Consider the following 26,319-nt stretch of genomic DNA (forward strand, 5'->3'; position numbering starts at 1 on the left):
CCGATGACATAGGCGAGCGCGCGCGCCCGCGCAACGCCGGGCCGCGCGCCGCGCCGGGCGCCGACCTAGACCGCCGTGCAGACGTATTTGATCTCGAGGAACTCCTCCACGCCGTAGTGCCCGCCCTCGCGGCCGAGGCCCGACTGCTTGACGCCGCCGAAGGGCGCGACCTCGGTCGAGATCAGGCCGGTGTTGACGCCGACGATGCCGTAGTCGAGCCCTTCCTGCACGCGGGTCACGCGGCCGATGTCGCGGGCGTAGACGTAGCTCGCCAGCCCGAAGATCGTGTCGTTGGCGAGCCGGATCGCCTCCTCCTCCGTCTCGAAACGGAAGAGCGCGGCCAGCGGCCCGAAGGTCTCCTCCCGCGCGACGGCCATCTCCTGCGTCGCGCCGGTCAGCACGGTGGGCCGCAGGAAGGCGCCGGGCATGTCGTCCCCGCCCCCGCCGAGGACGACCCGCGCGCCCTTGTCCGTCGCGTCCGCGATGTGCTCCTGCACCTTCCCGATGGCCTCGGGGCTGATGAGCGGCCCGAGATCGGTGCCCTCCTCGAGCCCGTCGCCCACCCGCAGCTCGGCCACGCGCGCGGCGAGCTTCTCGGCGAAGGCGTCGTGGACACCCGACTGCACGTAGATGCGGTTGGCGCAGACGCAGGTCTGCCCGTTGTTGCGGAACTTCGAGGCGATCGCCCCCTCGACGGCGGCGTCGAGATCGGCGTCGTCGAAGACGAGGAAGGGCGCGTTCCCGCCGAGCTCCATCGAGCATTTCTTCACCTGGTCCGCCGCCTGCCGCAACAGGAGCCGCCCGACCTCGGTCGAGCCGGTGAAGGTGAGCTTGCGCACCGTCGGGTTCTCGCAGAACTCCCGGCCGATCTCGGAGGCGCGCCCCGAGGGCACGACCGAGAAGACGCCCGCCGGCACGCCCGCCCGCTCGGCGAGCACGGCGAGCGCGGTGGCCGAGAGCGGCGTCTCCGAGGCGGGCCGCGCGACGAAGGCGCAGCCCGCGGCGAGCGCCGGTCCGGCCTTGCGCGTGATCATCGCCGCCGGGAAGTTCCACGGCGTGATCGAGGCCGCCACGCCCACCGGTTGCCGGATCACGGTGATGCGCTTGTCGCGCTGATGGCCGGGGATCGTCTCGCCGTAGATGCGCTTGGCCTCCTCGCCCGAGAACTCGATGAAACCGGCGGCATAGGCGATCTCGCCCCGGCTCTCGGCGAGCGGCTTGCCCTGCTCGGCGGTCATTATGACGGCGAGGTCCTCCTGGTGCTCCATCATCAGCTCGAACCAGCGGCGCAGGACCGCCGCGCGCGCCTTGCCCGTGCGCGCGGCCCAGTCCCTCTGTGCGGCAGCCGCCGCGTCGATCGCGCGGGCCACCTGCGCGCGCGAGCAGTCGGCGACGCGCGCGATCACGTCGCCGCGCGCCGGGTTCGTCACCTCGAAGGTGCCGCCCTCGCCCTCCGCGAAGGCGCCCGCCACGAAGGCCCGCTCCTCCAGAAGCGCCGGGTCCTTCAGACGCGATCCGAGGTTGGTGGTCTGGTCGAGCATGCTGTCCTCCGGCAATAAAGGGGTGCGGTCCGGCGCGCAGTCTGGCCGGACACAACCCGCCGCCGCAAGCCGGAGTTCCCGATGGACATGGACGCCGCCTATTCCAACACCGATCACGTGCCCGACGCGGCCGCCTACCCGCCGCGCTGGGCGGCCGCCGCGGCCGCCTTCCGCGACGGTCTCGGCGAGCGGGCGGAGCTCGACCTGCCATACGGTGATCATCCGCGCGCGCGCTTCGACCTTTTCCACCCCGAGGGCGCGGCGCGCGGCCTCGTCGTCTTCGTGCACGGCGGCTACTGGAAGGCCTTCGACAAGTCGACATGGTCGCATCTCGTCGCCGGCCCGCTCGCCCGCGGCTGGGCGGTGGCGATACCGTCCTACCCGCTCTGCCCCGAGGTCCGCATCGCCGGGATCACCCGCGCCGTCGCCGGCGCGCTGCCCGTGATGGCGGCCCGCGTCGCCGGGCCGATCCGCCTCGCCGGGCATTCCGCCGGCGGGCACCTCGTCGCGCGCATGGGGGCGCCGGGCCTGCTGCCCGCCGACCTCGCCACCCGGATCGCGCGGATCGTGCCGATCTCGCCCGTGGCCGATCTGGCGCCGCTCATGCAGACCTCGATGAACGCGACCCTGCGCATCGACGCCGCCGAGGCCACCGCCGAAAGCCCCCTCCACCAGCCCGTCCCGGAGGCGCCGGTCACCGTCTGGGTCGGCGGCGCCGAACTGCCCGCCTTCCGGGACCAGGCGGAACGGCTGGCGCGCGCCTGGAAAGCCGAACTCCGCGCGCCGGAGGGCCGCCACCACTTCGACGTGATCGCCCCGCTCGCCGAGCCCGAGGGCGACCTCACCCGCGCGCTCCTCGCCTGACCGCCGCCCGGCCGGACCCCGTGACCCTGCGGCGCGGCCTTTCGGCCGCAAGGTCTCTGGCACTTCGTGCGGTCAGGGGGGCGCTGCCCCCCTCGGCCCTGTCGGGCCTCACCCCCCGGGATATTTCGGCCAAGAAGAAGCGCGGGGAAAGGCGCTGGCCCGATCTCTTCTTCTTGGTTCAAATATCCCGGGGGTGAATTGGCCGAAGGCCAAGAGGGGGCAGCGCCCCCTCCCCGTTGGCCCGGGCCTTGCGCCCGGGCCGTTCGTTGGGCAGATAGGGGGCGGGGCAGGGCGATGGCGTCGTCACACCGGATCGGGTGCGCCCCGCGTCCGTCCTGAACGCCGGGACCTTTCCTGCAAGAGGAGGGTCGCGCGATGAGCGAACGTCCCGCATATTACCGGTTTCACAATGGCGACAAGGCGCCGCTGCCTTTCGCGGGGGAGGAGTACGAGGCGCGTCTCGCCGGGCTGCGCGCCGCGATGGCCGAGGCCGGCGTCGAGGCGGCGGTGCTGACCTCGATGCACAATGTCGCCTACTACTCGGGCTTTCTCTACTGCGCCTTCGGCCGGCCCTACGGGCTCGTCGTCACGCCGGAGACCTCCGTCACCGTCAGCGCGGGCATCGACGGCGGGCAGCCCTGGCGGCGCTGTCATGGCGACAACCTCACCTACACCGACTGGGCGCGCGGCAACTTCTGGCGCGCGGTGGCGCATATCGCGGGGGTCGGCCGGCGGCTGGGGATCGAGGGCGATCACCTGACGCTTGCCGCGCGGGCGGAGCTCGAGGCGCATCTCGCGCCGGCGGGGATCACCGACCTCGCGCCGGCCACGATGCGCCAGCGCATGCGCAAGTCCGACGCCGAGATCGCGCTGATCCGGCAGGGCGCGGCGGTCGCCGACGCCGGCGGGGACGCCATCCGCGCGGCGATCGCGGAGGGGGCGCGCGAGCTCGACGTGGCGATGGCCGGGCGCGACGCCATGGAGATCGAAATCGCGCGCCGCTTTCCGGAGGCCGAGTACCGCGACACCTGGGTCTGGTTCCAGTCGGGGCTGAACACCGACGGCGCGCACAACCCGGTCACCGGGCGCAGGCTGCGCCGGGGCGACATCCTGAGCCTCAACACCTTCCCGATGATCTCGGGCTATTACACCGCGCTCGAGCGCACGCTCTTTCTCGGCGAGCCGGACGCGGCGAGCCTGCGCGTCTGGGAGGCCAACGTCGCCGCGCATGAATACGGCATCTCGCTCCTGCGGCCCGGCGTGACCTGCGCCGAGGTCGCGCAGCGCATCAACGCCTTTCTCGCCGAGCGCGGGCTGCTGGAATACCGCAGCTTCGGCTACGGTCACAGCTTCGGCGTGCTCAGCCACTACTACGGCCGCGAGGCGGGGCTGGAGCTGCGCGAGGACGTGGAGACGGTGCTCGAGCCCGGCATGGTCGCCTCGATGGAGCCGATGCTCACCATCCCCGAGGGAGAGCCCGGCGCCGGCGGCTATCGCGAGCACGACATCCTGATCGTGACCGAGGGCGCGCCGGAGAACATCACGGGCTTCCCCTACGGCCCGGCGCACAACGTGATCGGCTGAGGCCGGGCGACGGGGGAGGGCGGCCGCGGTATGCGCGGCCGGCGGCTCTGCGTCATGCGCCGCCCGCGATCGGCGCCTGGCGGCGCGCAGCGCGCATGGAGGTGGTGCGCCGGGCCGGGCGCTGCGGGACCTGCGGGGAGGCGTCGCCTCGGGCGGCCGGCGTCCTCGAGGGGCGGGTGCGCCGAGGTCGCGGGCGCCCGTCGCCGGTCTGCCCCAGCCGCAGGCGCGCGTGGCGCGTTGCGGCGGCGGCCGGGTGCAAGGAGGCGGGCGCCGCCCGTTGGACCGCCGGCCGCCTGCAAAGAGTGGGCGTGCGCCGCGTTCCCCCCTCCGTTCTCCCACCCGCCGGCGCAAGTGCCGCGTTGCGGCGGCGGCCGGGGGCGCGTATCACGGCGGGGGACGCCGGAAGGAAGGGCGGCATGGCGGCACTCGCGCGGCTGGTTATTCTGGGCTTCATCGCGCTCACGGTGATCTACGTGAGCCTCTCGCTCTGGTCGCGCGCCGTGCGCCGCGAGAAGCTCGAGGAGCGCTGGGCCGAGCGCGGGCGCATCGGCGACCGCGAGGCCTTCGTCCGCCGCGGGCTGGAGCGGTACGACGGCGCGATCCGGCGCAAGCTCCTGCTCGGGGTCTACGTGATCCCGACGCTCGCGGTCACCTTGATCGTCTACATCACGAACTACCGGTAAGGAGGCGGCGATGGTCTACGTGAAGTGGTTTTTCATCCTCGCCGTCTGGGGGCTGGTGGCGGCGGTGCTGCATTACACGCTGCCGCAGCACGACGTCGTGCGGATCACCGACACGTACGAGACGCGCGTGGACTACGGCGAGAACGCGCTCTTCTGGGCCTCCGAATCCCCCGGCATGGCGACCGACCTGCAGGGGCGCGACGTCTTCTTCATCCAGTCGCGGCTGACCGACGGGCGGCCGATGATCTACCGCAACGAGGACACGGGCTGGGGCTGGCCGCCCTATTTCAAGTTCGATTCCGCCAACCTGCAGGCCGACGCGGCGGATCTGAAATCGACGCAGGAGGCGCCGCGCTGGGTCGTGGTGCGCCACTACGGCTGGCGGAACGAGCTCCTGTCGATCTATCCGAACGCCGTGCATCTCCGCCTCGCAGCGGGGCCGGAGGAGCGGATCGTGCCGTGGCTCAACATCGTGATCCTCGTGCTGCTCGCCGCGCTCGTCTGGGGCGTCTGGGTGCGCTGGCGGCGCTTCCGGCGCAGGCGCCTCGATCCGGTCCTCGAGGAGATGGGCGACAGCATGGCCGACGTCTCGGACGGCGTCGCCGAGCGCCTCGCGCGGCTGCGCCGCTGGTGGAAGAACGAGCCGGGCTGACCGGGACAGGCCGCGGCCGCTGCGGCCGGATGCGCCGGGCCGCGCAGCTCTCACCCGGGGTGGAGGTCTCTTCCGTGGCGGCGGGCGCCCGAGGGGCGCGCTGGTTCGCGGCGCTCGTGGCCGCACCCATCGACCCGCGCGCGCGGGCGGCCGGGGAGCGCCCAAGCCCGTTGGAACGGGCTTGGCCAAGTCCCTTGCAAGGGACTTGGCGCGCAGGTCTCCGGGCGCGCTCAGCCGAAGACGCGCGTCAGCGCGTCGTCCACGGTCGCGGCGATGTGGTCGATGTCGTCGGCGGTGGCGATCAGCGCGGGCGAGAAGCAGAGCGTGTTGTTCCGCCCCGGCAGCGAGCGGTTCGTCACCCCGATGATGACGCCGGCGGCGTTGCATTCGCCCACCACCTTCTGCGCGAGTTTCTCGTCCACGGGCTCCTTCGTGTGCCGGTCGGCCACGAGTTCCGCGCCGCAGAAGAGCCCCGCGCCGCGCACGTCGCCCACGACGGCGTGCTTGTCCTTCAGCTCGCCGAGGCGCTCCATCAGCCGGTCGCCCATCGCGCGGGTGTTCGCCAGGAGCCCCTCCTCCTCGACGATCGCCATGTTCTCCAGCGCGGCGGCGGGCCCCGCGGTGCAGCCCCCGAAGGTCGAGATGTCGCGGAAGTAGTCCAGCGGGTCCTCCGGCGCCTCCTTGAACATGGAAAACACCTCCTCGGTGGTCACGAGGCAGGCGATCGCGGCGTAGCCCGAGGCGAGGCCCTTGGCCATGGTCACCATGTCGGGCTGCACCCCGTAGTTCTGGTAGCCGAACCAGGTGCCTGTGCGGCCCACGCCGCAGACCACCTCGTCGATGTGCAGCAGGATGTCGTATTTGCGGCAGATCTCCTGCACCCGCTCCCAGTAGCCCGAGGGCGGCGGGATCACGCCGCCGCCCGCGGTGACCGGCTCGAGGCAGAGCGCGCCCACGGTGTCCGGCCCCTCCCGCAGGATCACCGCCTCGATCTGGTCGGCGGCCCAGAGGCCGTAGTTCTCCTCCGGCGCGCCCTCCTGCTCGTGGCGGCGGTACTCGAGGCAGTGCGGCACCCGCACGAAGCCCGGCGCGAAGGGGCCGTAATGGGCGTTGCGCTCGTCCTGCCCGCCCGCGCTCAGGCAGCCGATGGTGGTGCCGTGATAATCCCGGTCGCGGTAGAGGATCTTGTGCTTCTTGCCGCCGTACCGCTTCTGCGCGATCTGGCGGACCATCTTGAAGGCCTTCTCGTTCGCCTCGGAGCCGGAGTTGCAGTAGTAGACGCGGCTCAGCCCCGGCATCTTGTCGATCAGCGCCTCGGCGAAGCGCGCGCCCGGGATCGTGCCGGCGGCGCCGGCGAAATAGTTGAGCTTGACGAGCTGGTCGCGCACCGCGTCGGCGATGCGCTCGCGCCCGTAGCCCACGTTGACCGTCCAGACCCCGCCCGAGACGGCGTCGAGGTGCTCCTTGCCGTTCTGGTCCCAGACCGACATGCCGCGCCCCTCGACGATGACGCGCGGCGCGCCGGTCTCGAAGGGCTTGTGCTGCACCAGATGGTGCCAGACATGCGCGCGGTCGGCCTCGATCACGCCGGTCAGGTCGTTGTCGTGGCGGTTGCCGTCCATGCGGACCTCCCTCTTGGCTGGCCGGGCGCGCCCGGCGGCTCCTGTTTTACGGGGATGCTAGCGGTTCGGCCCTGCCGTGGCGAGAGGTTTCGCCGCGCGGGGCGACGGCCCGGGCGCGCTGGCAGGGGCCGCCGCCGCTACGATCCCCGCCCCGTCCAGCGCGCCGCGCGCGCCCGCAGCGCAGCGCCGAGGATGGCGACGTCCACGCCCACCGCGACGAACTGCGCGCCGCAGGCGAGGTAGCGCTCGACCGCCGCCTCGTCGTCCGAGAGGATCCCCGGCGCCTTGCCCGCCGCGCGGATGCGGCCGAGCGCGTCCTCGATCGCCGCCTGCACCTCCGGCGCGTCGGGGCGGCCCGGGTAGCCCATGTCCGCCGAGAGATCCGCCGGCCCGATGAAGACGCCGTCCACCCCCGCGACGCCGAGGATCGCGTCGAGCGCGGCGAGCCCCGCGCGCGTCTCCACCTGCACGAGCAGGCAGATCTCGGCGTTCGCCGTGGTGGCGTAATCCGCGATCGCCCCGAAGCGCGACGCCCGCGCGAGCGCGGCGCCCATGCCGCGCATGCCCTCCGGCGGATAGCGCGTAGCGCGCACGAGAGCGCGCGCCGCCTCCGCCGACTCGACGAGCGGTATCAGCAGCGTCTGCGCGCCCGCGTCCAGCACCTGCTTGATCGCCCAGTCCTCGCCCATGGGCAGCCGCACCACCGGATGCGCCGGCAGCGGTTCGAGCACCTGAAGCTGCGCGGTGATCGAGGGCAGGTCGTTCGGCGCATGCTCCCCGTCGATCAGCAGCCAGTCGAAACCCGCGTGCCCCGCGACCTCCGCCGGGTAGGGATGGGCGAAGCCGAGCCAGCAACTGAAGAGGGTCTCGCCCCGGGCGAGGGCGGCCTTGAAGGCGTTCTGTGGTGCGGGCATCGGCTCAGACCTCCCGGGCCAGTTCGGTGATCACGTCGAAGGCCGTCTCGACGTCCTCGGCTGTCGTCTCGACGGCGCCCGCCTGAAAGCGGATCACCTGCCGGCCGTCCACCTTCGTCGGCGTGAGATAGATGCGCCCGTCGTCGTTGATCCGCTGCAACAGCGCCAGCGTGCGCGCGTCGGCGTCCTCTCCGGTCAGGCGGAAGGTGAAGAGCGAGAGCACCGGCTCGGTCACGATCTCGATGCCGGGCTCGGCACGGAGCCGCGCGCAGAGCGCCGCGCTCCAGCGCACGTGGTCGCGGATCATCGCGCGCAGGCCCGAAAGCCCCTCCGCCCGGATCAGCACCCAGAGCTTCAGCGCCCGGAACCGCCGGCCGAGGGGGATCGACCACTCGGAATAATCGACCACCCCGTCGGCGCCATGCGTCCTGAGGTACTCCGGCTGGATGGCGAGCGTGCGCGTCAGATCCTCCGGCGCCTTCAGGAAATGCGCCGCGCAGTCGAACTGCGCGCCGAGCCACTTGTGCGGGTTGAAAACGACCGAATCGGCCCGCTCCACCCCGGCCCAGAGATGCCGGAACTCCGGGCAGATCATCGCGCTCCCGGCCCAGGCGGCGTCGACATGGACGAGGAGTCCGTGACGCTCGGCCACCGCGCAGACCGCGGCGACGTCGTCCGAGGCGCCGGTGCCCGTCGCGCCCGTGCAGGCGACGACGCCGGCCGGCCGCAGCCCCGCGGCGGCGTCCCGCAGGATCGCGCGCTCCAGCGCTTCCGCGTCGAGGCCGCGGCGCGCGCCGCGCACGGGCAGCGTCACGAGGTTCTCGCGCCCGATCCCGGCGATCCAGGCCGCGCGCTCGACGGAGGAATGCGCCTCCCCCGAGCAATAGACCCGCACGGCGGGCTGCCCCGCGAGTCCCTGCGCGTTCCCCGCCCAGCCGAGCGCGCGCTCGCGCATGACCAGAAGCGCGGCGAGGGTCGCGGAACTCGCGCTGTCCTGAACGACGCCCCGGAACGCCGGCGGCAGGCCCGTCGCCTCCGCGAGCCACTCCATCATCCGCGTCTCCATCTCCGTCGCCGCCGGAGAGGTCTGCCAGAGCATGCACTGCGGCGCGAGCGCGGCCGTGATCCACTCCGCGAGCACCGAGGCCGGCGCGGCGTTGGCCGGGAAATAGGCGAAGAAGCGCGGATGCTGCCAATGGGTGATCCCCGGCATGACGATCCGCTCGAAATCCGCCCAGATGTCCTCCATCGCCTCGGCCGTCTCCGGCGGCCGCGCCGGCAGCGCCGCCCGCGTCGCGCCCGGCGCCAGCGGCGCCCGCACCGGCCGCTCGCGCAGCGTCCCGCGATAGTCCGCCGCCCACGCCGCGATCCGCCGGCCCCAGCCCTCGAACGTCTCCCAGTCCATCGCACCCTCCCTCGCTCACCCCGCCGTTCCCCTGGGACATCTTCGAAGTCAACATGGCGGCGCGGCCTTTCGGCCGCACGCTCTCTGGCACTTCGTGCGATCAGGGGGGGGGCGCTGCCCCCCTCGGCCCGGTCCGGGCCTCACCCCCCGGAGTATTTGACCCAAGGTGATGACAGGCAGAGGACCGCCCGGCCCATCATCTTGGCCCAAATACTCCGGGGGTGAATTGGCCGCAGGCCAAGAGGGGGCAGCGCCCCCTCCCGCGGCGCCGCGCCCGGCGCGGCGCCACTGGCCCACGCCGCGGATGCGTGGCACAAGGGCGCGCGACGCCAAGGGAGACCCGCGCATGAGTTTCGGCAAGGGCCATCATCTGCACCTCATCGACGGCTCGGCCTTCATCTTCCGCGCCTATCACGCGCTGCCGCCGCTCACGCGGCGCTCGGACGGCGCGCCGGTCGGCGCGGTCGCGGGCTTCTGCAACATGTTGCAGCGCTATATCGACGCGAACGAGGGGCCGGACGCGGCGACGCATCTGGCGGTGATCTTCGACAAGGGCAGCCACACCTTCCGCAACGATCTCTACGAGGCCTACAAGGCCAACCGCGAAGAGATGCCGGAGGAGTTGCGCCCGCAGATCCCGCTCACCCGGCGCGCGGTCGAGGCCTTCAACATCCCCTGCATCGAGCTCGAGGGCTTCGAGGCCGACGACATCATCGCGACGCTCGCGCGCGAGGCGCGCGAGGCGGGCGGGCGCGTGACGATCGTCAGCTCGGACAAGGACCTGATGCAGCTCGTCGGCGGCGGCGTCGAGATGTTCGACGCGATGAAGAACCGCCGCATCGACGTGGACGGCGTGCGCGAGAAGTTCGGCGTGGACCCCGCGCGCGTGGTGGACGTGCAGGCGCTCGCCGGCGACAGCGTGGACAACGTCCCCGGCGCGCCGGGGATCGGCGTCAAGACCGCGGCGCTCCTCGTCAACGAGTTCGGCGACATCGAGACGCTTCTGGCGCGCGCCGAGGAGATCAAGCAGCCCAAGCGCCGCCAGACGCTCGTCGATTACGCCGACCAGATCCGCCTGTCGAAGTCGCTGGTGCAGCTCGACGACGCCGTGGCGCTCGAGTTCGGGCCCGACGACCTCGAGCTGCGGGAGCCCGACGCGGAGACGCTTCTCGGGTTCCTGACGGAGATGGAGTTCCGCACGCTCACCCGCCGGATCGCGGACGCCCTCGGCGTCGAGCCGCCGGTGGTGCCGGAGGCGGCGCCGCAGGAGACGGAGGCGGACGCCGGGCCGGAGGCCCCGGCCGACGCGCCCTTCGATCCCGCGGCCTATCTTTGCATCCGCGACATGGCCACGCTCGCGGACTGGATCGCGCGCGCCCGGGCGCGGGGCCGGGTCGCCTTCGACACCGAGACCACGGGCCTCGACGAGATGCGCTGCGACCTCGTGGGCGTCTCGCTCGCGCTCGCCCCGGGCGAGGCGGCCTATGTCCCCCTCGCGCACAAGGCCGACGGGGCCGACGACCTCTTCGGGGGCGACGCGCTCGCCGAGGGGCAGATCCCGATGGAGGAGGCGCTCGCCGCGCTGCGCGATCTTCTCGAGGACGACGCGGTGCTCAAGATCGGGCAGAACGTGAAATACGACGCCAAGGTGCTCGCCCGCCTCGGCATCCGCGTGGCCCCGGTCGACGATACCCTGCTGATGTCCTACGCCATGTATTCGGGCCTGCATGGGCACGGCATGGACACGCTCGCGGAGCGCTATCTCGGCCACGCCTGCATCCCGATCAAGGAGCTCATCGGCTCGGGCAAGAGCCAGATCACCTTCGACCGGGTGCCGATCGACAAGGCCGTGCCCTACGCCGCCGAGGACGCGGACGTGACGCTGCGCCTCTGGGAGCGCTTCAAGCCGCAGCTCCACGCGGCGCATGTCACGCGCGTCTACGAGCGGATGGAGCGCCCGCTCGCGCCGGTGCTCGCGCGGATGGAGATGGCGGGCGTCAAGGTGGACCGCGACACGCTGAGCCGCATGTCGGGCGCCTTCGCGCAGAAGATGGCGGCGCTCGAGGCGGAGATCCACGACCTCGCCGGGGAGAGCTTCAACGTCGGCAGCCCCAAGCAGCTGGGCGAGATCCTCTTCGACCGGATGGGCCTGCCCGGCGGCAAGCGCGGCAAGACCGGCGCCTACGCCACGCCGGCCGACGTGCTGGAGGATCTGGCGACCGAGCACGAGCTGCCGCGCAAGGTGCTCGACTGGCGCGGAGTCTCGAAGCTCAAGAGCACCTACACCGACGCCCTGCAGGAGCACATCGACCCGGAGACGGGGCGCGTGCACACCTCCTTCGTGCAGTCGGGCGCGGCGACCGGGCGGCTCGCCTCCTCCGATCCGAACCTTCAGAACATCCCCATCCGCACCGAGGAGGGCCGGCGCATCCGCGAGGCCTTCGTCGCGGAGGAGGGCAAGGTGCTCGTCAGCCTCGACTACAGCCAGATCGAGCTTCGCATCCTCGCCCATGTCGCCGGGATCGAGCAGCTCGAGAGGGCCTTCCGCGAGGGTCAGGACATCCACGCGATGACCGCCTCGGAGATGTTCGACGTGCCTCTCGACGAGATGACGCCCGAGATCCGCCGCCGCGCCAAGGCGATTAACTTCGGCGTGATCTACGGCATCTCGGGCTTCGGCCTCGCCCGGCAGCTGCGAATCCCGCGCGGGGAGGCGCAGGGCTTCATCGACCGCTACTTCGAGCGCTTCCCGGGCATCCGCGCCTACATGGACGAGACGGTGGCCTTCGCCAAGGAGCACGGCCGCGTGGAGACGCTCTTCGGCCGGGTGATCCACACGCCGGAGATCGGCGCCCGCGGCCCGCGCGCGGGCTTCGCCAAGCGCGCGGCGATCAACGCCCCGATCCAGGGCACGGCGGCCGACATCATCCGCCGCGCCATGGTCCGCATGCCCGCGGCGATCGAGGGGCTGCCGGCCGAGATGCTTCTGCAGGTGCACGACGAACTGCTCTTCGAGGTGGAGGCGGGCGCCGAGGACGCGCTCATCGCCGCCGCCCGCGAGGTGATGGAGGGCGCGGCGGAGCCGGTGGTCAAGCTCTCGGTGCCGCTCGTGGCCGACGCGGGCACCGGCGCGAACTGGGCCGCGGCGCACTGAGGGCCGCGGCGCACTGAGGGCCGCGGAACGCGAGCGGCTCCGGCGGCGTTTCCGCCGGGCCGCGAAGGTGTGCGCCACCGGTGACGCGATCGCGGGCGAAAGCGCCGCGAACAGGCGCGCGCGGCGGCCGCGCCCGGCGCAGGGGTGAGCGCCGCACCGGCGCGACGAAAGGAAAGACACGCCATGGCCCGCGAGACCCGGAAGATCCTCTGCCCCGTCAATCTGCGCCACCTGAAGCTGCAGCAGGACGCCTACGAGGAGGCCTGCGAGATGGCGGTGCGCCGCGGCGCGGAGCTGATCGTGGCGACCGTCGCGCCCGAGATGGAGCGCAACCTGAACATCCGCGATTCCGTCGGCTACTGGAGCGGCGAGCTGCGCAAGTTCGTGCGCGACCACCCGCCCGGCCCGGTCGAGCCGCGCCTCGTCGTGCGCAAGGGCGCGGTGCACCGCCAGATCCTGAAGCTCGCCGCCGAGGAGGCGGTGGACGTCATCGTGATGGAGGCGGCGAACCCGCGGATCCAGGATTACCTGATCGGCACCACGGCGAGCCACATCGCCGCGCACGCCCCGTGCTCCGTCTATCTCGTGCGCACGCCCTGATCCATGTCGGGCGGGCCGCGCCTCCGCCCTGCCGGGCGTCGTCGCTGGATCGGCGCGCGGGCCGCTGTTAGGCCCGGGGCATGAGCGGGCACGGCCATCACCACCACCACCACGTCGACCCCGCCGCGGGCGACGCGCGCGTCGGCCTCGCGGTCGGCGCGAACCTCGCGCTGACGCTGGCGCAGGTCGTGGCGGGGGTGATCTCGGGCTCGCTCGCGCTCGTCGCGGACGCGATCCACAATCTCTCCGACGCGCTGTCGCTCGGCATCGCGCTCGCCGCGCGGCGCATCGGGCGGCGGCCGGCGGACGCGGCCATGACCTTCGGCTACGGCCGGGCGGAGGTGGTGGCGGCGCTCGTCAACTACACGACGCTCATCGTCATCGCGGTCTGGCTGCTGGCCGAGGGCGTCACGCGGCTCGTCGCGCCGGAGCCGGTGGCGGGCTGGATCGTCGTGATCGTGGCCGGCCTCGCGCTCGCGGTGGACGTGGCGACCGTGGCGCTCACCTGGGCGATGGCGAAATCCAGCGTGAACATCCGCGCGGCCTTCCTGCACAACCTGTCCGACGCGCTCGCCTCGGTCGGCGTGATCGTGGCGGGCGGCCTGATCCTCGCCTTCGGCTGGCACTGGATCGACGCGGCGGTGACGCTGGCCATCGCGGCCTACATCCTCTGGCAGTCGGCCCTCGGCCTTGTGCCCGTGGTGCGCATCCTCATGCTGGCGAGCCCCGAGGGCCTCGACACCGAGGAGGTTCTGGGCGCCATGCGCGGGGTCGCGGGCGTGGGCGACGTGCATCACCTGCATCTCTGGCGCATGCAGGAACACGAGGCCGCGCTCGAGGCGCATGTGGTGCTCGACGGCACGCGGCCCCCGCAGGAGGTGCGCCTCGCCCTGCGCGCCATGCTGGAGGACCGCTTCGGCCTCGCCCACAGCACGCTGGAACTCGAGACGCCGGAGACCGCCTGCGCCGAGCCGAGGGCGATCGGGCATCCGGTCTGAGCGCGCTCAGACCGGCGCGTCGGTGAGCGCGCGCACCACCCGCCGCGTCGCCGGCGCGAGCACCAGCACCAGCGGAAAGGCCACCGCCCAGCCGTTGAGCCAGCCCCAGAACCAGGCCTCGAGGAGCCCCGCCGAGAGCCCCTGCGTGCGCAGCACGGTCAGGCCGGTGATCAGCAGCGACATCATCCCCGAGAGCAGGAAGCTGAACAGGAGGTTGGCGTAACGGGCAGGTATCACGGCGTTTCTCCGGATCGTTTCACCCGGGGTCAGATAACCCCGACGCGGCGGCCCCCAAGTCATGCCCGCCTCCCGGTGCGCGCAACGCGCGGGGCATGGTCCGGGGCGGTCGCCCCGGCGCGGCGGCGAAGGACGAGAGGCGCGGAGAGCCGCCCTCCGGCGGCCCACCCCGCGCAGCGGCGGCGGCCCCGGCCCGCACCGTGACGTCAGCGCGGGGCCAAGCGGTTTGAAAACCGCTTGGCGCAAGGCGTTTCGAAACGCCTTGCGCTCACCCCTCGGGCAGCTCCGCCGCCGGGATGACGGGGAAGAACTCCCCCGAGGACCAGAGGCCGAACCAGAGCGCGCCGTCCACCTCCTCGCGCGTGCCGTGCTCGACGAGGCGGTAGAAACTCTTGCGGTCGATCAGCGCCTCCAGCCGGTCGCGCACGAGGACATAGGGCGACGGCTCGCCCGTCTCGGGGTCGCGCTCCACGCGGATCGGGTGATCCGGCCCCGCCACCGCGTGATCGCCGACGTGGGTGACGAAGGTCAGCACCTGATCGCGCCCGGCGCCCTCCGCCTCGAAGTCGACGGCCACGAAGGGCGCGTCGTCCACGGTTATCCCGACCTTCTCGACCGGCGTGACGAGGACGTATCTGTCGCCGTCCTTGCGCAGGATCGAGGAGAAGAGCTTCACCAGCTCGAAGCGCCCGATGGGCGTGCCGAGGTAGAACCACGTCCCGTCGCGCGCGATTCGCATGTCGAGATCGCCGCAGAAGGGCGGGTTCCAGCTGTGCACGGGCGGCGGCCCCTTGCCCGCTTTCGCGGCGCGCGCGGCGTCGGCGATGCTCTCGGCGGACGGGGTCACGGGATTTTGTGCGGACATGCTTTTTGCCTTCCTTCCGTCGCGCGATACTTGTCAGACTCGATATACGACGAAGGGAGGGCCTGTCATGGCCGAGGACGCCGATCTGGTCGCGGAGATCGAGGCGCTGGAAGGAAAGCTCGCCGAGGCGCGCGGCTCGATCACCCGGCGCTTCATCGGACAGGAGACGGTCGTGGACCTGACCCTTTCGGCGCTCCTGTGCGGCGGGCACGCGCTGCTGATCGGGCTGCCGGGCCTCGGCAAGACGCGGCTGGTGGAGACGCTGGCCACCGTCATGGGGCTCGACGGCAACCGCATCCAGTTCACGCCGGACCTGATGCCGGCCGATATCCTCGGCTCCGAGGTGCTGGAGACCGGCGCCGACGGCGCGCGGGCCTTCAAGTTCATTCCCGGCCCGATCTTCTGTCAGCTTCTCATGGCCGACGAGATCAACCGGGCGAGCCCGCGCACGCAGTCCGCGCTCCTGCAGGCCATGCAGGAGAAGCAGGTCACCGTCGCCGGCGAGGATCGCCCGCTGGCGAAGCCCTTCCACGTGCTCGCCACGCAGAACCCGATCGAGCAGGAGGGCACCTATCCGCTGCCCGAGGCGCAGCTCGACCGCTTCCTCGTGCAGATCGACGTCGAATACCCCGACCGTGAGACCGAGCGGGGCATCCTGCTCGCCACCACCGGCGCGGAGGAGGAGGAGGCGCACGCGGTCTTTTCCGCCGCCGATCTCATCGCCGCGCAGCGGCTGTTGCGGCGCATGCCCGTGGGCGAGAGCGTGGTGGAGGTGATCCTCGACCTCGTGCGCGCCTTCCGCCCCGACGACGAAACGGCGAGCGACCGCATCCGCGAAAGCGTCGCCTGGGGGCCGGGGCCGCGCGCGGCGCAGGCGCTGATGCTCACCGTGCGGGCGCGCGCGCTCCTGCAGGGGCGGCTCGCGCCCTCGGTGGAGGACGTCTTCGCCATGGCGCGGCCGGTGCTCAGCCACCGCATGGCGCTGCGCTTCGCCGCGCGGGCGCGCGGCGAGAGCCTCGGCGCGATCATCGACGAGACCTGCGAGGGGCTCGCCCGGCCCGGGGCCGCCGCGTGAGCGACGCGCTCGCCCTCCGCGCCCGCGCCGAGGCCGAGGCGGGGGCCCTGCCGCCGCTCCTCGCCCGGGCGGATCAGCTGGCGGGCACCGTGCTGCTGGGCAGTCACGGGCGCCGGCGCGCGGGCATGGGCGACGATTTTTGGCAGTACCGCCCGATGGTCGCGGGCGACACCGCGCGCATGGTGGACTGGCGCCGCTCGGCCCGCTCGGACGAGCGGTTCGTGCGCGAGCGCGAGTGGCAGGTGGCGCAATCCGTGCTGATGTGGGTCGATCAGGCGGCCTCGATGCGCTTCGCCTCCTCCCCCGACCTGCCGGAGAAGGCCGATCGCGCGCGGCTGCTGGCGCTCGCCGTCGCCGTGTTGCTCGTGCGCGGGGGCGAGCGCGTGGGCCTCACGGGGGGCGAGCTGCCGCCGCGCCGGGGGGAGGTGCAGCTCATGCGGCTGGCCGAGGCCTTCTCGCGCGAGGCGATCGAGGACTACGGCGCGCCCGAGGCGCGCGCGATGCTGCCGCAGTCGAGCGCGGTCTTCCTCTCGGACTTCCTCGGCGACCCGGCGCCGGTCGAGGCTGCGCTGGGCAAGGCTGCGGATCGCGGCGTGCGCGGCGTCATGCTGCAGGTGCTCGACCCGGCGGAGGAGGCGTTTCCCTTCCGCGGGCGCACCATCTTCGAGAGCGTGGGCCGCAGCCTCGCCCACGAGACGCTGAAGGCCGACGACCTGCGCGCGCGCTACCTCGAGCGGCTCGCGGAGCGGAAGGCGCATCTCGCCGCGCTCTGCGAGGCGACGGGCTGGCGGTATCAGTGCCACCACACCGACCAGTCCGCGCAATCAGCGCTGCTCTGGCTCTGGCAGGGGATGGACGGGGGCCCTGAATGACGCTCTTCGGCACGATCGGCTTCACCGCGCCCTGGCTGCTCGCGGCGCTCGCCGCGCTGCCGCTGCTGTGGCTGCTGCTGCGCGCGGTGCCGCCCGCGCCGATCCGCCGGCGCTTTCCGGGCGTGGCGCTCCTCCTGGGGCTCGCCGACGCCGAGCAGGTGAGCGACCGGACGCCCTGGTGGCTCATGCTTCTGCGGATGCTCGCCGTGGCGGCGGTGATCGTGGGGCTCGCCGGGCCGGTGCTGAACCCCGAGGAGGACGCGGCCGAGGCCGGGCGCGGCCCGCTCCTGATCCTCTCGGACGGCTCCTGGGGCGCGGCGGGCGACTGGTCCGCCAAGGAGGACGCGCTGGAGGCGGTCCTCGCCGAGGCGGGGCGCGCCGGGCGCACCGTCGCGCTCGCCCGGCTGACGACGCCCGGGGCGCCGGTCTTTCAGGCCGCCGACGCCTGGCGCGGGCGGCTCGCCGATCTCGCGCCGCAGCCCTGGACGCCGGACGGCGAGGACGTGGAGGCCTTCCTCGCCGAACTGGGGGACGGGGAGTTCGACACGCTCTGGCTCTCCGACGGTCTCGCACGCGAAAGCCGCGCGCGCCTTCTCGACGCGCTCGAGGCGCGTGGGCGCGTGCGCGTGATGCAGTCGGACGCCGCGGTCCTCGCGCTCGAGCCGCCGGTCTTCGAGGACGGCGCGATCGCGCTCACCGCCCGGCGCAGCGCGGGCGGCGCCCCGCGCGAGATCACCATCGCCGCGCACGGGCGCGACCCGGCGGGCGCGCCGCGGGTGCTCGCGCGCGCCACGGCCGATTTCGCCGCCGGCGGCACCACGGCCGAGACGGCGCTGTCGCTGCCCGCGGAGCTGCGCGCGCGGCTCACCTGGTTCGAGATCGAGGGCGTGCGCGGCGCGGGCGCCGTGGCGCTGCCGGACGATTCGCTGCGCCGCCGCGAGGTGGCGCTGATCGCGGGCCGCGAGGACCGCGAGGGGCTCGAGCTTCTCTCGCCGCTCTACTACCTCGAGAACGCGCTGGAGCCGACGGCGGAGCTTCTCGACGGCGCGCTCACCGACATCCTGCCCGCCAACCCGGACGCGATCGTGCTCGCCGACGTGGCCACGCTCGCGCCCGCGGCGCAGGAGAGCCTCACCGAGTGGATCGAGGGCGGTGGGCTCCTGTTGCGCTTCGCCGGCCCGCGCCTCGCGGCGAGCGACGTCAGCCGCGAGGAGGAAGCGACCCTGATGCCCGTGCGCCTGCGCGCCGGCGGGCGCACCGTGGGCGGCGCGATGAGCTGGGGCGAGCCCAAGGCGCTCGCGCCCTTCGGCGAGGAGAGCCCGTTCCACGGGCTCGACGTGCCGGACGACGTGACCGTCACCGCGCAGGTCATGGCGCAGCCCGACCCGGGCCTCTCGGAGCGAGTGATCGCGCAGCTCACCGACGGCACGCCGCTCGTGACGCGCAAGGCGCTCGGGCAGGGGCAGGTGGTGCTCTTCCACGTCACCGCCAACGCCGAGTGGTCGAGCCTGCCGCTCTCGGGGCTCTTCGTGCAGATGCTCGAACGCCTCGCCGTCTCCTCGGCCGTGGCGCAGCCCGAGCCCGGCGACCTCGAGGGCACGGTCTGGCAGCCGCAGCAGCTTCTCGACGGGTTCGGACGGCTCGCGGACGCGGGCACGCGGCCCGGCGTCCCGGGGCCCGAGCTCGTCTCCGCGCCGCTCGGCCCGGACCTGCGGCCGGGGCTCTACGCGGGGGAGGACCGCGCGCTCGCCCGCAACGTGGTGCAGGCCGACACCGAGCTTGCGCCCGCCGTCTGGCCCGAGCGCATCGCGGTCGAGGGGCTCGACCGCCCGCAGGAGACGCCGCTCGGCGGGGCCTTCCTGCTCGCCGCGCTGGCGCTGCTGCTCGCCGACGTGATCGCCTCGCTCGCGCTCTCGGGGCGGCTGCGCGGCGGCCCCGCGGGCGCGGCGGCGGCGGCGCTGCTGGCCGCGCTGGTGCTGGCGCCCGCGCCCGGCGCCGCGCAGGAGGACGCCGACGCGGACGCCTTCGCCCTCGCTGCGACGAAGGAAGTGGCGCTCGCCCATGTCGTCACCGGCGACCCGGAGGTCGACCGCATGGCGCGCGCCGGGCTGCGCGGGCTCTCCGAGACGCTCTTTTTCCGCACCTCCGTCGAGCCGGCCGAGCCCTTCTCGGTCGATCTCGAGACCGACGAGCTCGCCTTCTTCCCGCTCCTGTACTGGCCCGTCACGCCCGAACAGCCGACCCCCTCGGCCGAGGCCTACACCAAGCTCAACGAATACCTGCGCTCTGGCGGCATGATCCTCTTCGACACGCGCGACGCCGACGTGGCGGGCTTCGGCGCGTCCTCGCCCAACGGGCGCAAGCTGCAATCGCTCGCGCGGCCGCTCGACATTCCGCCGCTCGAGCCCGTGCCCGAGGATCACGTCCTGACCCGGACCTTCTACCTGTTGCAGGATTTCCCCGGCCGCCACGCGCGCCGCGACGTCTGGGTGGAGGCCGCGCCGGCGGACGCCGAGCGGATCGAGGGGATGCCCTTCCGCGATCTCAACGACAACGTCACGCCCGTGGTGATCGGCGGCAACGACTGGGCCGCGGCCTGGGCGGTGAACGAACAGGGCGATCCCCTCTACCCGGTAGGCAGCGGCTACGGCGGCGAGCGCCAGCGTGAACTCGCCTACCGCTTCGGGGTGAACCTCGTGATGCACGTGCTGACCGGCAACTACAAATCCGATCAGGTGCACGTCCCCGCCCTTCTCGACAGGCTCGGCCAATGACCGGAACGATCCTCTTCGACCCGCTGGTGCCGCTCTGGCTGCTCGGCGCGGGGGGCGCGGCGGCGCTCGCCGCCGTGGCGCTCGCGGCGTGGCGCGGGCTCTCGGGCTGGGCGCTCCGGGGGCTGGCGGGGCTCGTGATCCTCGCCGCGCTCGCGCAGCCCTCCTGGCAGCAGGAGGACCGCGCGCCGCTGTCCGACATCGTGCTTCTCGTGGACGACCGCACCGCCTCGCAGCGCCTCGCCGCGCGGGCGGAGACCACCGCCGAGGCCGCCGAGGCGCTGGCCCGCGAAATCGACGCGCGCCCCGGCACCGAGGTGCGCCGCGTCACGGTGCCCGACGCCGAGGGCGACGAGGGCACGCTCCTGATGACCGCCGTCTCGGAGGCGCTCGCGCGCGAGCCGCAGGGCCGCGTCGCGGGGGTGATCCTGCTGTCCGACGGGCGGCTGCACGATCTTGAGCGGCTGCCGGATCTGCCCGCGCCGATGCATCTGCTGCTGACCGGGCGGGAGAGCGACTGGGACCGCCGGCTCGTCGTGAAGAACGCCCCCGCCTTCGCCATCCTCGGCGAGGAGATCGAGCTCACGCTGCGCGTCGAGGACGAGGGCGCCGCGCCCGAGGGCGCGCGCACCGCGCCGCTCGACATCTCCGTGGACGGGGCGGAGCCCGAGCGCTTCGAGGTGCCGATCGGGCGCGACGTGACCCTGCCGGTGACGCTGCCGCACGCCGGGCGCAACGTGATCCGCTTCTCGGTGCCCGAGGCCGAGGGCGAGCTCACGGACCGCAACAACGCCGCGCTGGTGCAGATCAACGGCGTGCGCGACCGGCTGCGCGTGCTCCTCGTGTCGGGCGAGCCGCACGCCGGCACGCGGACCTGGCGCAACCTGCTGAAGTCCGACAGCTCGGTGGACCTCGTGCATTTCACCATCCTGCGCCCGCCCGAGAAGCAGGACGGCGTGCCGGTCTCGGAGCTGTCGCTGATCGCCTTCCCGACGCGGGAGCTCTTCCTCGAGAAGGTGGAGGATTTCGACCTCATCATCTTCGACCGCTACAAGCGGCGCGGCATCCTGCCCTCGATCTACCTCGACAACGTGGCGAACTACGTCCGCGAGGGCGGCGCGGTGCTCGTCGCCGCCGGGCCGGATTTCGCGAGCGCCGACAGCCTCTACCGCTCGCCGCTCTCGGCGGTGATCCCCGCCGCGCCCACCGCCCGCGTGGTGGAGGAGGGCTACCGCCCCGAGGTGAGCGATCTGGGCCGGCGCCACCCCGTGACGGCCGGCCTGCCCGATGCGGGCGACTGGGGCCGCTGGATGCGCCAGATCGACGTCACGCCCGAGGCCGGCGACGTGGTGATGGAGGGCGCGGAGGACCGCCCGCTTCTCGTGCTCGACCGGGTCGGGGAGGGGCGGATCGCGCTGATGGCGTCGGACCACGCCTGGCTCTGGAACCGCGGCTACGAGGGCGGCGGCCCGCAGCTCGAACTGCTGCGCCGGCTCGCGCACTGGATGATGAAGGAGCCCGAGCTCGAGGAGGAGGCGCTGACCGCCGAGGCGACGGGCCGGCGCATGCGCATCACGCGCCGCACCCTCGCCGAGGAGGCCGGCCCCGTCACGGTCACCACCCCCTCGGGCGAGGAGGTCACCCTGCCGCTGGACGAGGTGGCGCCCGGCCGCTTCGAGGCGCTCTACGAGGGCCCCGAGATCGGGCTCTACCGCCTCGAGCAGGGCGAGGAGGAAGCCGTGATCGGCCTCGGCCCCGCCGCGCCGCGGGAGTTCGTGCAGACCATCGCGAGCGGCGCGGCGCTGGAGCCGGCGATCGAGGCGGTGAACGGCGGCATCCTGCGGCTCGAGGCGGGGCTGCCCGCGCTGCGCACCGTCCGCGAGGGCCGGCCGGCGGCCGGGCGCGGCTGGATCGGCATCACGCCGCGCGACGCCTACGAGACGCTGAGCGTGCGCCAGACGCCGCTCCTGCCGGCCTGGGCGGTGCTCCTCGTGGCCTCGGCACTGATCCTCGGTGCGTGGCTGCGCGAGGGGCGGCGCTGAGGGTCGCTCCTCCGCCCCTCGCGGGGCGTCCTCGCTGACGCCCGCGACGAGCGCCCGCGCGGGCGCGACGGAGCGCGCTTCGTCGGGCGGCAGGGGCGGGCGCGCACCGCTCCGGCCGGGGCCGGGAGCGCTTCGGTCCGGACCCGCGCGGCGCTCTCCGGGGCCGGATGAGGGGCTGTCTCTCGCCATGCGGCCGCCCCTCGCCATGCGGCCGCCGCGGCGCCTGCGCGCCGCGCCGCTCGCCCGAGGGAGCTAGGCCCCGCCGGCTCTCGGCTACATCGTCCCGGCCCGCGTGCGCGGCGCGGCGCGTGACCCGGACACGCCGGTCATCGCCCCCGCTGGCCTCCGTGCCGACGCGGGGCGGGCGGCGCGCGGCGGTCAGCGGGGGCATGGCCGATCGGCGCCGCCTGTCGCGGGCGGGCTCGCCCCGGGATCGCCGCTGCCGCGCGGCGCGCGCGGCTTGCCACACCCCTCTGCGAAGACTACTCCTTGTCCCGAGGAGGACGCCCCATGGACATGCCCGCCCCGGATCCCGCGATCCTCGGCCGCAAGGCCGAGCTCGTCGCCCGCCTGGCCGAATTCCTGCCCGAGCGGGCGGTGATCCACGACCCGGCCGAGACGCGGGCCTACGAGTGCGACGCGCTCACCGCCTACAGCTGCCCGCCGCTCGCCGTGGTGCTGCCGGGCTCGACGGAGGAGGTGAGCCGCGTCCTTGCGCTCTGCCACGCGATGGGCGTGCCGGTGGTGCCGCGCGGCGCGGGGACGAGCCTCGCGGGCGGCGCGCTGCCCACGGCCGACAGCGTGATCCTCGGCGTGGCGCGCATGACCGAGGTGCTCGAGACCTCGCTCGAGGATCGGATGATCCGCGTTCAGACCGGGCGCACCAACCTCTCGGTCACCGGCGCGGTGGAGGAGGAGGGCTTCTTCTACGCGCCTGACCCGTCGAGCCAGCTCGCCTGCGCGATCGCGGGCAACATCGCCATGAACTCGGGCGGCGCGCATTGCCTGAAATACGGCGTGACGACGAACAACCTGCTCGGCGCGACGGTGGTGCTGATGGACGGCACGGTGGTCGAGCTCGGCGGCGCGCACATGGACGCGGGTGGGCTGGACCTCCTCGGCCTCGTCTGCGGCTCCGAGGGCCAGCTCGGCGTGGTGACCGAGGCGACGCTGCGCATCCTGCCGAAGCCCGAGGGCGCGCGGCCGGTGCTGATGGGCTTTTCCTCTTCCGAGGTGGCCGGCGCCTGCGTCGCCGACATCATCCGCGCCGGCGTTCTGCCCGTGGCGATCGAGTTCATGGACCGCCCCTGCATCGAGGCGACGGAGGCCTTCGCGCAGGCGGGCTACCCGGACTGCGAGGCGCTGCTGATCGTCGAGGTGGAGGGCGTGGAGGCCGAGATCGACCACCAGCTCGGCCTGATCACGCAGATCGCCCGGCGCCACGACCCGGTCGAGGTGCGCGAGGCCGCCGACGAGGACGAGGCCGCGCGCATCTGGAAGGGGCGGAAATCGGCCTTCGGCGCGATGGGGCAGATGGGCGACTACATCTGCCTCGACGGGACGATCCCGGTCTCGGAACTGCCCGGGGTGCTCGGCCGCATCGGCGATCTCTCGGCCGAGTTCGGGCTGCGCGTCGCCAACGTCTTCCACGCGGGCGACGGCAACATGCATCCTCTGATCCTCTTCGACGCGAACGCGCCCGGTCAGCTGGAGACCGCCGAGGCGCTCGGCGCGGAGATCCTGAAGGCCTGCGTCGCGGCCGGCGGCTGCCTCACGGGGGAGCACGGCGTGGGCGTCGAGAAGCGCGACCTGATGGACCACCAGTTCGCGCCCGCCGATCTCGCCGCGCAGATGGAGGTGAAGGACGTCTTCGATCCGGCGTGGCTCCTGAACCCCGCGAAGGTCTTTCCGCTCGCGGCCTCCGAGGCCCGGCGCGGCGCGCGGCTCGCCGCGGAGTAGAGGGGGCTGTCTGCCCCCTCTGGCGCGCGCGGGGCGCGCGTGCCATTCACCCCCGAGGATATTTGTCCCAAGAAGAAGACATGATCGCACCGACGTCGGAAGAGGAAATGGCCGCGGCCGTGGCGGCGGCGACGGTGCCGGTGTCGGTGATCGGCGGCGGCACGAGCGGCGCGGCGGGCCGCGGGACGGCGCTGTCGACGGCCGGGCTTTCGGGCGTGCGGCTGCACGAGCCGGGGGCGCTGACGCTCGTCGCCGGGGCCGGGACGCCGCTGGCCGAGGTCGAGGCGCGGCTCGCGCGGGAGGGCCAGCGCCTCGCCTTCGAGCCGATGGATCACCGCGGGCTTCTGGGGACCGAGGGGGCGCCGACGCTCGGCGGCGTGATGGCCGGCAACGTGAGCGGGCCGCGGCGCGTGGCGGCGGGCGCGGCGCGGGATTTCGCGCTGGGCCTGCGCTTCGTGGACGGGACGGGGCGCGTGGTGGCCAACGGCGGGCGGGTGATGAAGAACGTCACCGGCTACGACCTCGTCCGGCTGCTCTGCGGGAGCCGCGGCCGGCTCGGCGTGATCACGGAGGTCGCGCTCAAGGTGCTGCCCGCGCCCGAGACGCAGGGCATGCTGGTGCTGGAGGGGCTGGACGTCGAGCGCGCGGTCGCGGCGATGGCGGCGGCGCTCGGCTCGCCCTACGAGGTGACGGGGGCGGCGCACGACCCGGAGCAGGGGCGCACGTGGCTCCGGATCGAGGGCTTCGCGGCGCAGGTGGACTATCGGCTGGAGCGGCTGGCGGCGGCGCTGGCGGACTTCGGCCCGGCGGAGGTGGTGCGCGACGCCGACGCGGTGGCCGGTGTCTGGGCCGGGGTGCGCGACGTCGCCGCCTTCCACGGCGCGCCGGGCGCGGTCTGGCGCGTGCATTGCCGCCCGAGCGCGGCGCCGGCGCTCGTGGCGCGCGCCGGGGCGGAGGCGGCGCTGCTCGACTGGGGCGGCGGGTTGATCTGGCTGCGGGTGGCCGAGGGCGCCGACCTGCGCGCCCGGCTGGGCGCCTTCGACGGCCATGCGACGCGGGTGCGCGGGACCGGGCCGGAGCCTGCCGCGCCGCCTGAGGCGCCGGGCGTCGCGGCGCTCACCGAGGGGCTGCGCCGCCGCTTCGACCCGCGCGGCATCTTCGACACGGAGGGCTGAGCGTGCAGACCAATTTCACCGCCGATCAGCTGACCGACCCGGATTTCGCGCGCTCCAACGAGGTGCTGCGCGCCTGCGTGCACTGTGGCTTCTGCACGGCGACCTGCCCGACCTACCAGGTGCTCGGCGACGAGCTCGATTCGCCGCGCGGGCGCATCTACCTGATGAAGGACATGCTGGAGCAGGAGCGGGTGCCGGACGACAAGACGGTGCTGCACATCGACCGGTGCCTGTCGTGCCTCGCCTGCATGACGACCTGCCCCTCCGGCGTGCATTACATGCATCTCGTCGATCACGGGCGCGCCTATATCGAGGAGCACTACCGCCGGCCGTGGCGCGACCGGGCGCTGCGCTGGCTGCTGGCGAAGGTGCTGCCCCATCCCGGGCGCTTCCGCCTCGCGCTCGTGGGGGCGAAGCTCGGGCGGCCGTTCCGGCGGCTGGTGCCGGATGCGCGGCTGCGCGCGATGCTCGACATGGCGCCGAAGCGCATCCCGCCGGTCAGCCGCAACGACGATCCGCAGGTCTTCCCGGCCGAAGGGGCGCGGCGGATGCGCGTCGCGCTGATGACCGGTTGCGCGCAGCGTGCGCTCAACACCGACATCAACGACGCGACGATCCGCGTGCTCACCCGCCTCGGCGCCGAGGTGGTGGTGGCCGAGGGCGCGGGCTGCTGCGGCGCGCTCACCCATCACATGGGCCAGACGGACGAGAGCCACGCGAGCGCCGCGGCCAACATCCGCGCCTGGATGCGGGAGAAGCGCGGCGCGGGCCTCGACGCCGTGGTGATCAACACGAGCGGCTGCGGCACCACCGTGAAGGACTATGGCCACATGTTCCGCGAGGATCCGCTGGCCGCCGACGCGGCGGAGGTGAGCGCCATGGCCCGCGACGTGAGCGAGGTCCTGAAGGAGCTCGCGCCGGCGGCCGACGCGCCCGAGCCGCTGCGCGTCGCCTATCACGCGGCCTGTTCGCTCCAGCACGGCCAGCAGATCAAGGGCGGGCCCAAGACCCTTTTGAAGAAGGCTGGGTTCGAGGTGGTGGAGCCGGCCGACAGCCATCTCTGCTGCGGCTCGGCGGGCACCTACAACCTGATGCAGCCGGAGATCTCGGCCGAGCTCAAGGCTCGGAAGGTCGAGACGCTGGAGGCGAAGGCGCCGCAGGTGATCGCCACGGGCAACATCGGCTGCATGATGCAGATCGGCGGCGGCACGGAGGTGCCGGTCGTGCACACCGTCGAACTGATCGACTGGGCCACCGGCGGGCCGAAGCCGCCCGCGCTCGCCACGCCGGCGCCCTGATTTCGCCC

General features: G+C 73.3%; 20 protein-coding genes. 14 read left to right on the top strand and 6 right to left on the bottom strand.

Going from position 1 to position 26,319, the window contains the following annotated elements; genetic code table 11:
- Positions 1-65: 65 nt before the first annotated feature.
- Positions 66-1,541 (bottom strand): NAD-dependent succinate-semialdehyde dehydrogenase, encoded by a 1,476-nt coding sequence (locus DRV84_RS04985; protein ID WP_115978778.1) that lies wholly within the window; start codon positions 1,539-1,541, stop codon positions 66-68.
- 81 nt (positions 1,542-1,622) lie between these two features.
- Between DRV84_RS04985 and DRV84_RS04990 the strand changes: the two genes are divergently transcribed.
- From DRV84_RS04990 to DRV84_RS05005, 4 genes are all read left to right on the top strand, one after another.
- Entirely contained in the window at positions 1,623-2,405 is a 783-nt protein-coding gene (locus DRV84_RS04990) for an alpha/beta hydrolase (RefSeq protein WP_115978779.1), read from the top strand.
- A gap of 375 nt (positions 2,406-2,780) precedes the next feature.
- Positions 2,781-3,989, top strand: coding sequence for an aminopeptidase P family protein (locus DRV84_RS04995; protein ID WP_115978780.1), 1,209 nt, complete (start codon positions 2,781-2,783; stop codon positions 3,987-3,989).
- Between the two features lie 416 nt (positions 3,990-4,405).
- Complete coding sequence (locus tag DRV84_RS05000) at positions 4,406-4,672, top strand: hypothetical protein (protein ID WP_115978781.1); 267 nt, start codon at positions 4,406-4,408, stop codon at positions 4,670-4,672.
- Between the two features lie 10 nt (positions 4,673-4,682).
- On the top strand, positions 4,683-5,324 hold the full coding sequence (locus DRV84_RS05005) for a DUF1523 family protein (RefSeq protein WP_115978782.1): 642 nt from the start codon (positions 4,683-4,685) through the stop codon (positions 5,322-5,324).
- Between the two features lie 230 nt (positions 5,325-5,554).
- On the opposite strand, the gene DRV84_RS05010 is transcribed toward DRV84_RS05005, so the two are convergent.
- The 3 genes from DRV84_RS05010 to DRV84_RS05020 all read right to left on the bottom strand — a co-directional run bounded on the left by DRV84_RS05010 (position 5,555) and on the right by DRV84_RS05020 (position 9,265).
- A complete protein-coding gene (locus tag DRV84_RS05010) occupies positions 5,555-6,946 on the bottom strand; it encodes an aminotransferase family protein (protein ID WP_115978783.1) in 1,392 nt (463 codons plus the stop codon).
- Positions 6,947-7,083: 137 nt separating this feature from the next.
- On the bottom strand, positions 7,084-7,860 hold the full coding sequence (locus DRV84_RS05015) for an HpcH/HpaI aldolase family protein (protein ID WP_115978784.1): 777 nt from the start codon (positions 7,858-7,860) through the stop codon (positions 7,084-7,086).
- A 4-nt stretch (positions 7,861-7,864) separates the two neighbouring features.
- Positions 7,865-9,265, bottom strand: coding sequence for a pyridoxal phosphate-dependent decarboxylase family protein (locus tag DRV84_RS05020; protein ID WP_115978785.1), 1,401 nt, complete (start codon positions 9,263-9,265; stop codon positions 7,865-7,867).
- Between the two features lie 346 nt (positions 9,266-9,611).
- On the opposite strand from DRV84_RS05020, the gene polA reads away from it, so the two are divergent.
- The 3 genes from polA to DRV84_RS05035 all read left to right on the top strand — a co-directional run bounded on the left by polA (position 9,612) and on the right by DRV84_RS05035 (position 14,017).
- On the top strand, positions 9,612-12,419 hold the full coding sequence (polA, locus tag DRV84_RS05025; protein WP_115978786.1) for a DNA polymerase I: 2,808 nt from the start codon (positions 9,612-9,614) through the stop codon (positions 12,417-12,419).
- Positions 12,420-12,602: 183 nt separating this feature from the next.
- Positions 12,603-13,019, top strand: coding sequence for a universal stress protein (locus DRV84_RS05030; protein WP_115978787.1), 417 nt, complete (start codon positions 12,603-12,605; stop codon positions 13,017-13,019).
- Between the two features lie 80 nt (positions 13,020-13,099).
- Complete coding sequence (locus DRV84_RS05035; protein ID WP_115978788.1) at positions 13,100-14,017, top strand: cation diffusion facilitator family transporter; 918 nt, start codon at positions 13,100-13,102, stop codon at positions 14,015-14,017.
- 6 nt (positions 14,018-14,023) lie between these two features.
- On the opposite strand, the gene DRV84_RS05040 is transcribed toward DRV84_RS05035, so the two are convergent.
- Positions 14,024-14,254, bottom strand: coding sequence for a DUF2798 domain-containing protein (locus DRV84_RS05040; protein WP_115978789.1), 231 nt, complete (start codon positions 14,252-14,254; stop codon positions 14,024-14,026).
- A 268-nt stretch (positions 14,255-14,522) separates the two neighbouring features.
- Entirely contained in the window at positions 14,523-15,119 is a 597-nt protein-coding gene (locus DRV84_RS05045) for a DUF1285 domain-containing protein (protein ID WP_115978790.1), read from the bottom strand.
- A gap of 67 nt (positions 15,120-15,186) precedes the next feature.
- Here DRV84_RS05045 and DRV84_RS05050 point away from each other — a divergent pair, with 67 nt between their 5' ends.
- From DRV84_RS05050 to glcF, 7 genes are all read left to right on the top strand, one after another.
- Positions 15,187-16,194 (top strand): AAA family ATPase, encoded by a 1,008-nt coding sequence (locus DRV84_RS05050; RefSeq protein ID WP_115978791.1) that lies wholly within the window; start codon positions 15,187-15,189, stop codon positions 16,192-16,194.
- Complete coding sequence (locus DRV84_RS05055; protein WP_115978792.1) at positions 16,191-17,066, top strand: DUF58 domain-containing protein; 876 nt, start codon at positions 16,191-16,193, stop codon at positions 17,064-17,066. The genes DRV84_RS05050 and DRV84_RS05055 overlap by 4 nt, the downstream gene beginning before the upstream one ends.
- Positions 17,063-19,840, top strand: coding sequence for a DUF4159 domain-containing protein (locus DRV84_RS05060; protein WP_115978793.1), 2,778 nt, complete (start codon positions 17,063-17,065; stop codon positions 19,838-19,840). Before DRV84_RS05055 ends, DRV84_RS05060 begins: the two co-directional genes overlap by 4 nt.
- A complete protein-coding gene (locus DRV84_RS05065) occupies positions 19,837-21,879 on the top strand; it encodes a hypothetical protein (protein WP_115978794.1) in 2,043 nt (680 codons plus the stop codon). Before DRV84_RS05060 ends, DRV84_RS05065 begins: the two co-directional genes overlap by 4 nt.
- 510 nt (positions 21,880-22,389) lie before the next feature.
- On the top strand, positions 22,390-23,838 hold the full coding sequence (locus DRV84_RS05070; RefSeq protein ID WP_115978795.1) for an FAD-linked oxidase C-terminal domain-containing protein: 1,449 nt from the start codon (positions 22,390-22,392) through the stop codon (positions 23,836-23,838).
- Between the two features lie 83 nt (positions 23,839-23,921).
- Entirely contained in the window at positions 23,922-25,013 is a 1,092-nt protein-coding gene (locus tag DRV84_RS05075; RefSeq protein WP_115978934.1) for an FAD-binding protein, read from the top strand.
- 2 nt (positions 25,014-25,015) lie between these two features.
- Positions 25,016-26,311 (top strand): glycolate oxidase subunit GlcF, encoded by a 1,296-nt coding sequence (gene glcF, locus DRV84_RS05080; RefSeq protein WP_115978796.1) that lies wholly within the window; start codon positions 25,016-25,018, stop codon positions 26,309-26,311.
- Positions 26,312-26,319 lie beyond the last annotated feature (8 nt).

The organism is Rhodosalinus sediminis (assembly GCF_003385555.1).
In the GTDB taxonomy this organism is placed as follows: domain Bacteria; phylum Pseudomonadota; class Alphaproteobacteria; order Rhodobacterales; family Rhodobacteraceae; genus Rhodosalinus; species Rhodosalinus sediminis.